Genomic DNA, 12,136 nt, shown 5'->3' with positions numbered 1-12,136 from the left:
CCTGATTGAGGGGTCAGTTGGTGGCGGTCTTCCAGGCCTGGTCGAGCTTTTCCATCTCGCCCTTCACGTCGGCGCTGGTGAAGAGGGCCTGGCTGGCCGCGTAGAACTGGTCGTTGAGGCCGGGCGGGAGGGCGTCGTCGTTTGTCGCCCAGCCGATCGCGTTCACCTTGGTGTTGTCCTCGGTGACGTACGCGTACGAGTCCTCGAAGACCTTGGTGACCGTCACGTTGTAGTCCGCGAGCGTCTTGCCCTTCAGCATCGGGAACGCGCCGTCGCCCTCGATGAGCGCCTTGAGGTTGGCCGGGTTGAGCGACCACGCCTGGGCGAACTTCGTGGCGCCGTCGGGGTCCTTGGTCTTCGCGCTGATCGCCATCGAGCCGCCGACCACGAACGGGATCACGACCGAGCCGTCGTCGGTGGGCCAGGGGAAGGCGCCGAAGTTGTCCGCGTTCTCCTTCGGCACCGAGCCGAGGAACCAGCTGCCCATCGGGTACATCGCGGCCTTGCCACCGGTGAACTGGGTGATCGAGTCCGCGTACTTCACGCCCAGCGCGCCCTTGTCGAAGTACCCGTTGCTGACCAGCGTGCGGTACTTCTCGACGGCCGTGACCACGTTCGCGTCCGAGAACTTCACCTTGTCGGCGTAGCGGTCCTTGAGCCAGTTGGGGTTCTTGCCGAGGACGTCCGCGCTGAAGATGCCGACCAGCGGCATGCTCGCCGCGAACGGGTCGCCACCGCCCAATGTGAACGGTGTGATGCCGGCCGCCTTGAGCTTGGCGCAGACGTCGAGGAACTCAGCCCAGTTCTTCGGCGGCGCGCCGATGCCGGCCTTGGTGAACAGCTCCTTGTTGTAGAAGACCTCGGGGACGACCTGCGAGTTGGTCGGCGGGATGTAGACCTCGCCCTTGAGCGCGTTGCCCTGTGGCAGCAGGAAGTTGGCGTCCACCCACGCCTTGTCGTACGGCTTGAGCAAGCCCGCGCCGACGAAGTTGGACGGCGTGATCGACTGGAGCAGATCGGGGAACTGGCCGGACGACTGGAGCTGCTTGGCGTACGCGTCGCGGTCGGTGCTCGGCGCGGTGATCCGGTTGATCTGTACGCCGGGCGCCTCGGCCTGGGCCGCTTTGATCGAGTTGTCCCAGAACGTCGAGGTGAGGTGCGGCGTCTCGAACGTCAGGTATGTCAGCGTGCTGCCGCCGCCGCTGTCGCCACCGCCGTCGGAACAGGCTGTGACGGCGAGCAGGCCCGCGAGGCAAGCCGCCAGGAAGGTCTTGCGTAACACGGTGTCCTCCTACGGACGGATCTGCGAGCTGTGATAACGATGCACTGATGCCCGGCTGCGGAGTATCCGCAGCCCAGTTATGCAGGTATGGTTGCGTAAGATAACGTTGTCTAGAGAGGATGGCCACGTTTCGACGGCGTGTCAAGGGCGTTGCCAGAGACGGGTATCGGTGGGCCCGGTGTACCGCCGCAGGCTTGGAAAGGGGACGATCGGGCGATGACCGAGCGTGCGGCTGACGGCACCGGGGTACGCGGGCGGCGTAAGCGGCCGACGATGCTGGACGTGGCGCGGGAGGCCGGCGTCGCGCTGCGCACCGTGTCCCGGGTAGTCAACGAGGACCCGACGGTCGGCTCCCACCTGGTCAGCCGGGTCCAGGCGGCGATCAGCGCACTCGACTACGTACCGGACGAGCGCGCCCGCCAGCTGCGCCGCGGCGTCACCGGCACGATCGGCGCGGCGGTGCGCAACCTGACCGACGCCCACCCGGTGCTCGGGGCGATCGACCACAACGCCCGCGAGGCCGGACTCACCGTGCTGGCCATGTCCACAGAGGACGAGGAGGCGCGCGAGCGGGAGGTGGTCACGTCGATGTGCCGGCGCCGGGTCGACGGCATCATCATCGAGCCGATAAGCAGCAACCACCAGTACCTGTCCGCCGAGGTCGAGTCCGGCCTCCCGGTGGTCGCGGTTGACCGGCCGCTCAGCGGGCTGGAGGCCGACACGGTACTGTCCGACAACGCGGCCGGCATCGGCACGGCGTTCCGGCACCTTGTGCTGCACGGCCACCGCCGGATCGCGTACATCGGCGACCACGAGCGCATATTCACCGGACGCGAGCGAGCCGCCGCCTTCCGCGCCTGCGTGGCCGCGCACGGCGGCCCGCTCGACGGCATGGTGCACCCCGGCGCGGTCGAGCCGGACCGGGTGGTCGCCGCTCTCCAGACCGCGCTGGGCGGACCGGAGCCGGCCACCGCGCTGATCGCCGGCAACGCCGCGACGAGCATCGAGGTGCTGCGCCATTTGGGTGCGGAGGCCGGCCGCCTGGCCATCGTCGGCTTCGACGACTTCCTGCTAGCCGACATCCTCCGCCCCGCGCTAACCGTCATCGCCCAGGACGACGCCGCGATCGGCCGCACGGCGATCGAACTACTCCTGGCCCGCGGCGCCGATCCCACCCATCCGGTCCGCACGGTCACCCTCCCGGTAACCCTCGTCCCCCGCGGCTCCGGCGAGCTACCGCCGGCCTAGATCTAGGGCCTGTTTCAAAAGATTTGTCGAGGCGAGCCGGGATCCAGGCGGCGATCCGGCAAGCCGGGCGCAAGATCGCATACCGGTGTTGTATGCGGCCTTACGCCCGACGCCGCCGGTCGTCGTCTGGACCCGGCGCAGCCCGGCAAGGATTTTGAAACAGGCCCCAGGGTCAGGCTCATTCCACAATGGAGATTTGAGCTACCGCGACGTCCGCGGTGGTCCAGACCGCTGCTCCCGCGGCCTCACCCTCCGCGCCCCACAACCCAGCCCAACCCCGCCCGAGCGCCTGAGCTTCTTCGGACTTCGACCGCGGGCATGCCAGCGGGGTTGGGGTCTTGGGGCTCTGCTTACCTATGGGAGGCGGCGTCCGGCCGTTTGTCGCCGCTCGCGCTGGGTGCGCAGCGCACCTCGAACCCGTCGTACCAGGTCGCCAAGCCACGGTGTTTGTTCGAGCCGCACTTAAGGGCGTGGTCTGGCGGGCGCGCCCGTTCGGCGAACGCCGGTGACCGTCCACGCTTGGAGCCGCCCTTGCGCCGGTCGGCGGCCTCGGTCCTGATCGGAAACGTGCGGCTGATCCGCCGCTGGCCCCAGATAGGCCCGCCCAATCGCCGCCAGCGTGGCCACGAGATTCTCCGGTATCAGGTTTCTTGGCCGCTTCTCACTCCTCGCAAGATTGCAATTCAAATATCCCTAGATCGACGAATATAACTGGTGGTCTTGGAGTTGATGCGAGACAATTAGCGAGTGTCCAGGGAGGCGTTAGAGCAGCTGCGCGAGGTAGCCAGTAAATGCGCTACCGCGTCGGTCTGGACATTGAGTGATGACGAGCTTGTCGATTCCCTGGACAGCATCCACCAAGCGTTGCAAACACTTACCGCAGCCCAGTTGCATTTGATCCGCGAAATCGACGGACGTGGCCTGCCGATCGCGCAGCACGCCTCCAGCACGGCTGTGTGGTTGCGGGAGCGTCACCGCATCAGCATCCACGCCGCGAAACGGCTGGCCGACCTCGCGAAGGCGGTTGACGAGCGGCCCGCTCTCGACACCGCCCTGGTCGCGGGTGTCGTCAACGCCGAGCAGGCCACGGTCATCGCCACCACGCTCAGGGAGCTACCCGCCGACCTCGGCCCTGAACTGGTTGATGAGGCGGAGGCGGTGCTGATCGTCCAGGCGGAGCAGTTCGAGCCCGCGATCTTGCGTAAGGCTGGTGAGCGGATCCTGGCCTATGTGGCGCCCGAGATCGCCGATGCCCGCGACGCTGCTGCCTTGCAGCGGCAGGAGGCCCGGGCGTGGCAGACTCGGGCGTTCCAGCTCACCCGTCTCGGCGACGGACGCGTCCGGGTCACCGGATGGCTGGACGAGGCCGGCGCGGCGACCGTCAACGCCGCCCTCGACCCGCTGTGCGCGCCCCGCCACGACAACGACGAACCACGCACCCCCGGACAGCGCCGCGCGGACGCGTTGGTCGAGGTGTGCGACCTGGCCACCCGCACCGAGCAACTGCCGGACAACGGCGGACAACGGCCGCACGTGATGGTCACCGTTCCGTTCGAACTGCTCGAGCAGCAGTTCAGCGTCGGCGTGCTGGACACAGGTGGGCGGCTCAGCCCCACCCAGGTCCGCCAGCTCGCCTGCGACGCACAGATCAGTCCGGCGGTGCTCGGCGGCGACGGGCAGGTCCTGGACCTGGGCCGCACGCGGCGGCTCATCACCGGGCCGCTACGGCGGGCACTGGAGCTACGCGACCGGGGATGCGCCTTCCCAGGCTGTGACCGGCCGCCGCGCTGGTGCGACGGGCACCACATCCGCTCGTGGGCCGACGGCGGACCTACCAGCTTGGACAACAGCGTGCTGTTGTGCGGCTACCACCACCGCATCATCCACCGTGGACACTGGACCGTCCGGCTTTGTGTCGAGGACAGCAGGCCGGAGTTCATCCCACCCGCCTACGTTGACCAGCGACAACAACCCCGTCGAAACCTCTACTACTACCACCGCACGTGACGGCCACGGTCTAGGGCCTGTTTTAGTGTTCAGTGCTGGGTGTTGGCTGGTCGGTTGGGGTAGTCACGGTGGGCCAGCCACCGGGTGAGGTCCTGAGCGATGTCTGCTGGGTTGGACGCCAGCAACGGCCCGAGCATGCCACGCCGGCCTGTCAGAGCCATTCGTTGATCGCTGCGATGTGCACGACGGCCTCGAACCGGACCGCGAGCTTGTCGTACCGCGTCCCGACGGCTCGGTGACGCTTGAGCCGGTTGATGCCGCACTCCACCGCGTGGCGGGCCTTGTAGTCCTCACGGTCGAACGGCCCGCTGGACGCCCACGCCCCACTACACCCGGGAGCTGAGGCGTGCGAGGTGTCGTGGCTGTCATGGGTTGGGTTTGGTGACGGCGCCGGCCGTGTATTCGCTGAAGATGTCACCGAGGATGCGCTGCGCGCTCGCGGATCCGTCCGCGTCCTCGGGATCGTCGAATGTGTTGGAGTAGGTGGCGAGGGTCTTCCAGAGGGCCCAGCCACGTCCGCGCGCCCACGTCGCCTCATCCACTGATAACCGCTTTCGGAATGCCTGCCGTCCGTCGGCGGTCACCAACGTCCAGGCGATCGCCAGATCGCAGGCTGGGTCGCCGACGCCGCATGTCCCGAAGTCGATGACGGCGGCCAGCTGCCCGTCCTTGAGCAGAAGGTTTCCCTCGGCTACGTCACCGTGGAACCAGCGGTCCACACCGTCCCAGCGGGCGTCGAGCGCGCTCGCCCAGATCTCGCGTGCCAGCTCGGCATCGACGTGGCCGTCCAACTTCGTGAGCGCGCGCTCGACTTGCTCGTCGTAGGTGCGCAAGGTGCCACCCCGGAACCAGTTGTGGATTCCCGGCTGCGGACCGTCAGCGGTGTCGACCCGCTGCAGAGCCGCTAGGAACTCGGCCAGTTCGAGCGCGAATCGCATCGGGTCCGCGATACGGTCCACGGCCGCGGGTTCGCCGTCGAGCCAAGGGTAGATCGACCACGGATAGGGGTAGCCCGCGCCGGCCTTGCCTTTCGCGAGCGGGGTAGGGATGGGCAGCGGCAGCCGAGCGGCGAGGGCCGGGAGCCACCGATGTTCCTTGTCGACCGCCAAGGCGTACTCGGCTGCGCTGGGCAGACGGACCAGCATTTCGGGGCCGAGGTGGAAGGTCCAGTTGTCCCAGCCACCGTCGGCTACCGGCTCAACCGGGAGGTCGGCGAACTGAGGGAACTGGTCGGCGACGAGCCGACGCACCTGATCCGCGTCGACTGCCAGACGCTGCGGCACAGGACCGAGATCCGGAACATCACTCACTGAGCCATCCTCATCTGACCATAGACGCTGAACGCGATGTGGGTCTCTTGGCCAACCACGCCAGCGATCATGGTAATCAGGTCAACCTACTCGCGGGCGAGCGTGCTACGGCGCCCGTTGCCCGCCGACAGGGCAGCAGCGACCAGAGCCAACACCCCCGCGCAGAGGATCGGAAACCCGATCGACAGGATGCCGAGAAAGCCCAAGGCCGCCATCAGCAGGCCCGACGCCGCCAACGCCAACCCGCGCCAAGGCGCCGCGCGGACCGCACCGTAGATCGAAAGAAGTGCGGCCGCCGCCATGCCGGCGACGAACCAGGCCACCACCTGGCTGCCCTGCTGACGTATCACTCCGATGTAGACGCCGATCATGATCAGCGCGATCGCAGCCGCGATCGCCGCTAGAGGATCCCAACCGTTTCGCCACCCAGAGGCCATGGTTCATGGTCGCAGACCCCGAGGGCAGCACCGAACCCTGGACAGATCCGGTGACTGGTCAGGTTCGGGCGGATCTGCCAGCCATCGTGCCTGGTTCGCTGTTTCACGGCGGCAGGCGAACGATCCCGAACGGTCCCGAACGGCCGCCGCCGTTGCGTCCCGATTGTGCGACGTCGATTCTTGAATGGGCAGGGCGATCAGCCAAAGCCGAAGCGGACGTGGATGCTCGGCGAAATGCCTTGTCAATGCACCCGGGAAAGGCCCAGTTGATGGATTGCGCGACAGCGACGGCGTCGCCGCGCAGCGGAAAGGGAGCAGTGATCCGTGAAGGTAACGACGGTCAGATCACGCGGAGGCCGGTGGCGGCGTGTCACGGCGACGACGGTGGCGACGATGGTCGCCATGGTCGCGCTGCTGTTCGGCGCCCAGCAACCAGCGCTGGCGGCCAACGGCCCTGAGGGTGTGCCGATCACTCTGGGCGCCTATTTCCCCGACATCTACAGGAACGGTGTCCACACGCCGCTTAGTGGTCCCTACCAGTGGCTCGACCGCGGCAATTGGTGGACCTTCGGCAACGTCGACCTCGTCATGCAGAACGACGGCAACCTCGTTATGTACCGCCGCGGCAACCACTCGATCGTCTACTGGGCATCCAACACACAGTGGTCGGGCGCCAGCCAACTGCTCTTCCAGCGCGACGGAAACCTCGTCCTCTACACACCCGGCTACGCACGGGCGGTGTGGGCCAGCAACACCTACAACGGGTGCTCCGGGGAAACTCGTCCCTTCATCTCCATACAGAGCGACTCAAACCTCGTGATCTACTGCGCTAGGCAAGTCCCCGTGCTCGGCTCCCTTCAGGTGCCCATCTGGGCGACCAACACAAGCGGGGTCTGACCCGCGAAGGACCGGCGGGCTAACGGGAGTTCGGCCCGCCGGTCCCACAGCCGAAGGCGACCTCGATGTCGAGGCCGCCTTCCGGGCGTGCGGTGACGTTGAGCGCGGCGCCGTGGGCGCGGGCGATGGCCCGGACGATCGCCAGCCCGAGGCCGTGACTGTCGGCGACGCGGTCGCGGCCGGCCCGTTGGAACGGCTGGAGCAGGCGCTCAACCTCGCCGGCGGGCACCACCGGACCCGTGTTCCAGACCCGCACGAGGCCGCCGGCGCCGGTCGTGGCCGTGGTCACCTCGATACGGCCGCCGGGTGTGTTGTGGCGGACGGCGTTGTCGACGAGGTTGGCGACGAGGCTCGCCACCAGGCTCGGGTCGCCGGCCGCCGGCGCCGGGGCGAGCGCGGTCTCCACCCGGACGCCGCGCCGGTCGGCCTCGTCGCGGCGGGCTGCCACCGCGTCCCGGGCCACCGCCGCCAGGTCGAACCGCTCCCGCCGTTCCACTCCCTGCTCGCCGCTGGCGAGGGTCAGCAGCGCGTCGATCAGCCGTTCCTGCGCGGCGCCGAGCGCGACCACCTCCTGGCAGGCGGCGCGGAGCGCACCGGTGGTGGCCTCCGGGTCGGCGAGCGCGACCTGTAGCAGCGTCCGCTCGGCGGTGAGCGGAGTACGCAGCTCGTGCGCGGCGTTGGCGACGAACCGCCGCTGCGACTCGAACGTCGCCTCCAGCCGCGCGAACAGGTCGTCCAGCGTCCGGGACAGCTCGGCGAGCTCGCCGCGCCCGGTGTCGCCGAGCCGCCGGTGCAGGTTGGTGGCGGAGATGTCCCGGGCGGTCGCGACGATCGTGCGCAGCGGCCGCAGGAACCGGCCGGCGACCAGCCAGCCGAGCACGACCGCGAGCAGCAGCAGCGCGGCGAGCAGGGCCGCGAACAGCGTGAGGTCCAGTCGCTCGCGCACGACCTCCCCGCCCGGCGGTGCGGTGCCGGCCGGCCGGGACTCGCTGACCTGCGCGAACGGGATGCTGAGCAGCAGGGCGCCGGCGGCGAGGAACGGCACGGCGTACAGGAGCGTGAGCTGCGTGCGCAGCGACAGGCGGGGCATCAGGCGGCACCGATCCGGTATCCGGCCTCGCGCACGGTGTGTACGACCGGCGGGTCGCCGAGCTTGGCCCGCAGGCGGCGCACGGTGGTCTTCACCGCGGTCGTGAACGGGTCGGCTGCCTCGTCCCACACGCGTTCGAGCAGCTCCTCCGCGGAGACCACCCGCCCGGCGGCGGCCATCAGGCACTCCAGCACCCCGAACTCCTTCGGGCTCAGGTCGAGCCGCCGCCCGCCGCGCGAGGCGACCCGCGTGTTCGAGTCCAGGGTCAGGTCGCCGCTCTCCAGGACCGGCGGCAGCGCGGTGGTCGGCCGCCGCCCGAGGGCCCGGATCCGGGCCACGAGCTCGGCGAAGTCGAACGGCTTGGGCAGGTAGTCGTCGGCGCCGAGGCCGAGCCCGTCGACCCGGTGCTTGACCGTGCTGGCGGCGGTGAGCATCAGCACCCGGCTGGCCGAGTGGGCGGCCACGATCCGCCGGCAGACCTCGTCACCGTGGGTACCGGGGATGTCGCGGTCGAGCACCACCACGTCGTACCGGGTGACGGCCAGGTGCTCGAGCGCGTCGTCGCCGTCGAGCACCACGTCGACGGCCATGCCCTCGCGGCGCAGCCCGGTACCGATGGTCCGGGCCAGGATCTCGAAGTCTTCCACCACGAGTACGCGCATGTGCCCACGATGCCAGGCGGAAAGTGTCAACGGAGTGTCGTTCCGCGGCACCGGGCTGACACCGGCCGGCGCGTAGAAATCCGGGCCATGACTACTGACGCGACGATCGAGGTGCGGGGGCTGCGCAAGCGGTACGGGCCGCACCTCGCCCTGGACGGGATGACGTTCACGGTGCGGCCGGGGCAGGTCACCGGCTTCGTCGGGCCGAACGGCGCCGGCAAGTCCACGACGATGCGGGTGATCCTCGGCCTGGACCGGGCGGACGGCGGCTCCGCGCTTGTCGGCGGGCGGCCGTACCGGAGCCTGACGCACCCCCTGCGGGTGGTCGGCTCGCTGCTGGACGCGGGCGCGCTGCAGCCCAGCCGCACCGCCCGCAACCACCTGCTGTGGCTGGCCCACTCGCAGGGGCTCGGCGCGGCCAGGGTGGACGAGGTGCTCGACATCGTCGGGCTGGCCTCGGTGGCCCGACGGCGGGCGGGCGGCTTCTCGCTGGGCATGCGCCAGCGGCTCGGCATCGCCGCCGCGCTGCTGGGTGATCCGGCCGCCGTGCTGCTGGACGAGCCGTTCAACGGGATGGACCCGGAGGGCATCATCTGGACCCGCGGCGTCCTGCGTTCCCTGGCCGCCGAGGGACGGGCCGTCCTCGTCTCCAGCCACCTGATGGGTGAGCTCCAGGGCACCGCGGACCACGTGGTCATCGCCGGGCGCGGGCGGGTGGTCGCCGACGCGACCGTCGCTGACCTGCTCGCCGCGGCGGCCGGCGGGCGGGTCACGGTCCGTACGACGGCACCGGGCGCCGGGGCGGTGCTGGCCGAGGCGGGCGCCACCGTCACCCCGGCCGGCCCGGACGCGCTGACCGTGTCGGGGCTGGCCGCCGAGGAGGTGACCGGGCTGCTCGGCGCGCGGCGGGTGCCGTTCTCCGAGGTGTCCGCGCACCGGGCCACCCTTGAGGACGCGTACCTGGAGCTGACCCGGGACGCGGTCGACTTCCGGGGAGCCGCCTCGTGAACGGTTTCCTGCTCGCCGTACGGGCGGAGTGGACGAAGTTCCGGACGGTACCCGGCTGGGTGATCGCCACCGCGCTCGCCGCGGTCGCGATGGTGGGGCTCGGGCTGGGGCCGAGCATGCAGGGCTCGTGCGGGCGGCACGGACCCGGCTCCGAGTGCGCGATGCCGGTCGGGCCGGGCGGCGAGGAGGTGACGGACGCGTTCACGTTCGCGCACCGGCCGCTCACCGGCGACGGTAGCGTCACCGCCCACGTCGCGTCGATGACCGGCCAGCTCTCCGATGACCGTGCTCTCCTCACCCCGTGGGCCAAGGCCGGCCTGATCGTCAAGGACGGCACGCGGCCCGGCTCCAGCTACGCGGCGGTCATGCTGACCGGCGCCCATGGGGTACGGATGCAGTACGACTACACCCACGACCGCGCCGGGTCGCCCGGCACCGCCCCGCGCTGGCTGCGGCTCACCCGGTCCGGCGACACGGTCACCGGGGCGGAGTCCGTGGACGGTGCACAGTGGACCGACGTGGGCTCGGCCCGCCTGCCCGACCTGCCCTCCACTGTGGAGATCGGGCTGTTCGCCACCTCACCGCAGTACGCGGAGATCACCAGCGAGTCGATCGGCACGATGAGCGCGGCGACCCAGCGGAGCCTGCTCACCGCCGCCTTCGACAAGGTCACGCCCGCGGACGGGTGGACCGGCACGCTCGTCGGCGAGCCAACCAACCGCGACCGCGGCGGCTACCAGCAGGACGGCGACCGCCACATCCTCACCGGCACCGGCGACATCGGCCCGGCGGTCGCCGGCGCGACCGGCCTCGGCACGACGGTCACGCAGACGCTTGTCGGCACGTTCGCCGCGCTGATCGGCATGGTCGTGGTCGGCACGCTGATGGCCACCGGCGAGTACCGGCGCGGCCTCATCCGTACCACCCTCGCCGCCACACCCGGACGCGGCCGCGTGCTGGCCGCGAAGGCCGTGGTGGTCGCGGCCGTGACGTTCGTGACCGGCGTGGCGGCCGCCGCCGCCGTGGTGACCCTGGGCCAGCGGGTCCTGCGGTCCAACGGCGTGTACGTCCATCCGGCCTCCACCACGACTGAGCTGCGCGTCATCGCGGGTACGGGCGCGCTGCTCGCCGTCGCCGCGGTGCTCGCGCTGGCGCTGGGCACGCTGCTGCGCCGAGGCACGACGGCGGTCACCGCGGCCGTGGTCACGATCGTGCTGCCGTACATGCTGGTGCTGACCGCCCTCCCGGTCGACGCCGGCCGGTGGGTGCTGCGGGTGACGCCGGCCGCCGCGTTCGCGGTGCAGCAGAGCGCGAAGCAGTACGACCAGGTGGAGAACCTCTACATCCCGGTCGAGGGCTACTTCCCGCTGCCGCCGTGGGCCGGCTTCGGCGTGCTCGCCGCGTACACGGCTGTCGCCCTCGCGGCGGCGGCGTGGCTGCTGCGGCGGAGGGACGCGTGATGCGGTACGCGCTCCGTGCTGAGTGGACGAAGCTGTGGACGGTACCCGGCACCGCGTGGCTGCTGCTCGGCGCCGTGGTGGGTACCGCCGGGCTGGGCGCGCTCGCGGCGGCCGCCTGCTCGCCCGGCGAGTGCGGCGCGGACCCCACCCGCACCAGCCTCACCGGCATCCATATCGGACAGTCGGTGGTCGCGATCCTCGCCGTCCTGGCGATCGGCGGCGAGTACGCCACGGGCATGATGCGCGTGACGCTCGCCGCCATCCCCCGCCGCCCCGCCGTCCTGGCGGCGAAGGCAGCCGTCCTCGCCGCGGTCGTCGTCCCCGCCGCCGCCGTCGCGGTGCCGGCGTCGCTGCTGTCCGGCGACACACCCTCCCTGAGCGGCGGCCCGGTGCTGCGGGCGGCGTTGGGCTCGGTGCTGTACCTGCTGCTCGTCGCCCTGCTCGCGCTCGGCGTCGCCACGGTCGTCCGCCACCCGGCGGCGGCCATCGGCTGTGTGCTCGGCCTGCTCTACCTCTTCCCGATCGTCGCGGCCGCGATGGCCGACCCGGACTGGCAGCGCCGCCTGGAGAAGGTCGGCCCGATGAGCGCCGGCCAGTCCATCCAGGCGACGACCGGCCTGGACGGGCTGCCGGTCGGCCCCTGGGCGGGGCTGGGCGTGCTCGCGCTGTGGGCGGCGGGCGCGCTGCTGGCCGGCGCGCTGGCTCTCCAAGCGAGGGACGCGTGACGTGGGAGGG

The 12,136-nt window shown here is 70.5% G+C and carries 12 protein-coding genes; 6 read left to right on the top strand and 6 right to left on the bottom strand.

Going from position 1 to position 12,136, the window contains the following annotated elements; translation table 11 throughout:
- Positions 1-13 precede the first annotated feature (13 nt).
- On the bottom strand, positions 14-1,282 hold the full coding sequence (locus Pflav_RS09810; RefSeq protein ID WP_173035550.1) for an ABC transporter substrate-binding protein: 1,269 nt from the start codon (positions 1,280-1,282) through the stop codon (positions 14-16).
- 216 nt (positions 1,283-1,498) lie between these two features.
- Between Pflav_RS09810 and Pflav_RS09805 the strand changes: the two genes are divergently transcribed.
- Both Pflav_RS09805 and Pflav_RS09800 read left to right on the top strand, forming a co-directional pair.
- Complete coding sequence (locus Pflav_RS09805; RefSeq protein ID WP_232071192.1) at positions 1,499-2,530, top strand: LacI family DNA-binding transcriptional regulator; 1,032 nt, start codon at positions 1,499-1,501, stop codon at positions 2,528-2,530.
- A gap of 747 nt (positions 2,531-3,277) precedes the next feature.
- Positions 3,278-4,537 (top strand): HNH endonuclease signature motif containing protein, encoded by a 1,260-nt coding sequence (locus tag Pflav_RS09800; protein WP_232071190.1) that lies wholly within the window; start codon positions 3,278-3,280, stop codon positions 4,535-4,537.
- 29 nt (positions 4,538-4,566) lie between these two features.
- On the opposite strand, the gene Pflav_RS47275 is transcribed toward Pflav_RS09800, so the two are convergent.
- The 3 genes from Pflav_RS47275 to Pflav_RS09785 form a co-directional block, all read right to left on the bottom strand.
- A complete protein-coding gene (locus tag Pflav_RS47275; protein WP_269474484.1) occupies positions 4,567-4,698 on the bottom strand; it encodes a hypothetical protein in 132 nt (43 codons plus the stop codon).
- A gap of 204 nt (positions 4,699-4,902) precedes the next feature.
- A complete protein-coding gene (locus tag Pflav_RS09790; protein WP_173035548.1) occupies positions 4,903-5,847 on the bottom strand; it encodes an aminoglycoside phosphotransferase family protein in 945 nt (314 codons plus the stop codon).
- Between the two features lie 86 nt (positions 5,848-5,933).
- Positions 5,934-6,218 carry a hypothetical protein gene (locus Pflav_RS09785; protein ID WP_173035546.1) on the bottom strand — a complete coding sequence of 95 codons (285 nt, stop codon included), beginning with the start codon at positions 6,216-6,218 and terminating at the stop codon, positions 5,934-5,936.
- Between the two features lie 450 nt (positions 6,219-6,668).
- Between Pflav_RS09785 and Pflav_RS09780 the strand changes: the two genes are divergently transcribed.
- The gene (locus Pflav_RS09780; RefSeq protein WP_232071188.1) at positions 6,669-7,181 is read left to right on the top strand and encodes a hypothetical protein; all 513 of its coding nucleotides are present in this window, start codon (positions 6,669-6,671) and stop codon (positions 7,179-7,181) included.
- A 19-nt stretch (positions 7,182-7,200) separates the two neighbouring features.
- Here the strand turns inward: Pflav_RS09780 and Pflav_RS09775 are convergent, their stop codons facing one another.
- Together Pflav_RS09775 and Pflav_RS09770 are read right to left on the bottom strand one after the other, a co-directional pair.
- Complete coding sequence (locus Pflav_RS09775; protein ID WP_173035542.1) at positions 7,201-8,271, bottom strand: sensor histidine kinase; 1,071 nt, start codon at positions 8,269-8,271, stop codon at positions 7,201-7,203.
- Positions 8,271-8,933, bottom strand: a complete 663-nt coding sequence (locus Pflav_RS09770) for a response regulator transcription factor (RefSeq protein WP_173035540.1) — start codon at positions 8,931-8,933, stop codon at positions 8,271-8,273. Before Pflav_RS09770 ends, Pflav_RS09775 begins: the two co-directional genes overlap by 1 nt.
- A gap of 87 nt (positions 8,934-9,020) precedes the next feature.
- Between Pflav_RS09770 and Pflav_RS09765 the strand changes: the two genes are divergently transcribed.
- The 3 genes from Pflav_RS09765 to Pflav_RS09755 are packed head-to-tail and all read left to right on the top strand — an operon-like array spanning position 9,021 to position 12,126.
- Entirely contained in the window at positions 9,021-9,941 is a 921-nt protein-coding gene (locus Pflav_RS09765) for an ATP-binding cassette domain-containing protein (RefSeq protein WP_173035537.1), read from the top strand.
- Complete coding sequence (locus tag Pflav_RS09760) at positions 9,938-11,401, top strand: ABC transporter permease subunit (RefSeq protein WP_232071186.1); 1,464 nt, start codon at positions 9,938-9,940, stop codon at positions 11,399-11,401. Before Pflav_RS09765 ends, Pflav_RS09760 begins: the two co-directional genes overlap by 4 nt.
- A complete protein-coding gene (locus tag Pflav_RS09755; RefSeq protein ID WP_173035535.1) occupies positions 11,401-12,126 on the top strand; it encodes an ABC transporter permease subunit in 726 nt (241 codons plus the stop codon). The genes Pflav_RS09760 and Pflav_RS09755 overlap by 1 nt, the downstream gene beginning before the upstream one ends.
- Positions 12,127-12,136 lie beyond the last annotated feature (10 nt).

This window comes from Phytohabitans flavus, assembly GCF_011764545.1.
Classification (GTDB): domain Bacteria; phylum Actinomycetota; class Actinomycetes; order Mycobacteriales; family Micromonosporaceae; genus Phytohabitans; species Phytohabitans flavus.
This window is presented reverse-complemented; position numbering and strand designations above follow the sequence as displayed.

Excerpts from the sequence above, each read along its gene's own strand:
- Pflav_RS09770 (WP_173035540.1), bottom strand. The coding sequence starts at position 8,933 with ATGCGCGTACTCGTGGTGGAAGACTTCGAGATCCTGGCCCGGACCATC.
- Pflav_RS09755 (WP_173035535.1), top strand. The coding sequence starts at position 11,401 with ATGCGGTACGCGCTCCGTGCTGAGTGGACGAAGCTGTGGACGGTACCC.
- Pflav_RS09785 (WP_173035546.1), bottom strand. The coding sequence starts at position 6,218 with ATGATCGGCGTCTACATCGGAGTGATACGTCAGCAGGGCAGCCAGGTG.
- Pflav_RS47275 (WP_269474484.1), bottom strand. The coding sequence starts at position 4,698 with ATGGCTCTGACAGGCCGGCGTGGCATGCTCGGGCCGTTGCTGGCGTCC.
- Pflav_RS09805 (WP_232071192.1), top strand. The coding sequence starts at position 1,499 with ATGACCGAGCGTGCGGCTGACGGCACCGGGGTACGCGGGCGGCGTAAG.
- Pflav_RS09765 (WP_173035537.1), top strand. The coding sequence starts at position 9,021 with ATGACTACTGACGCGACGATCGAGGTGCGGGGGCTGCGCAAGCGGTAC.
- Pflav_RS09775 (WP_173035542.1), bottom strand. The coding sequence starts at position 8,271 with ATGCCCCGCCTGTCGCTGCGCACGCAGCTCACGCTCCTGTACGCCGTG.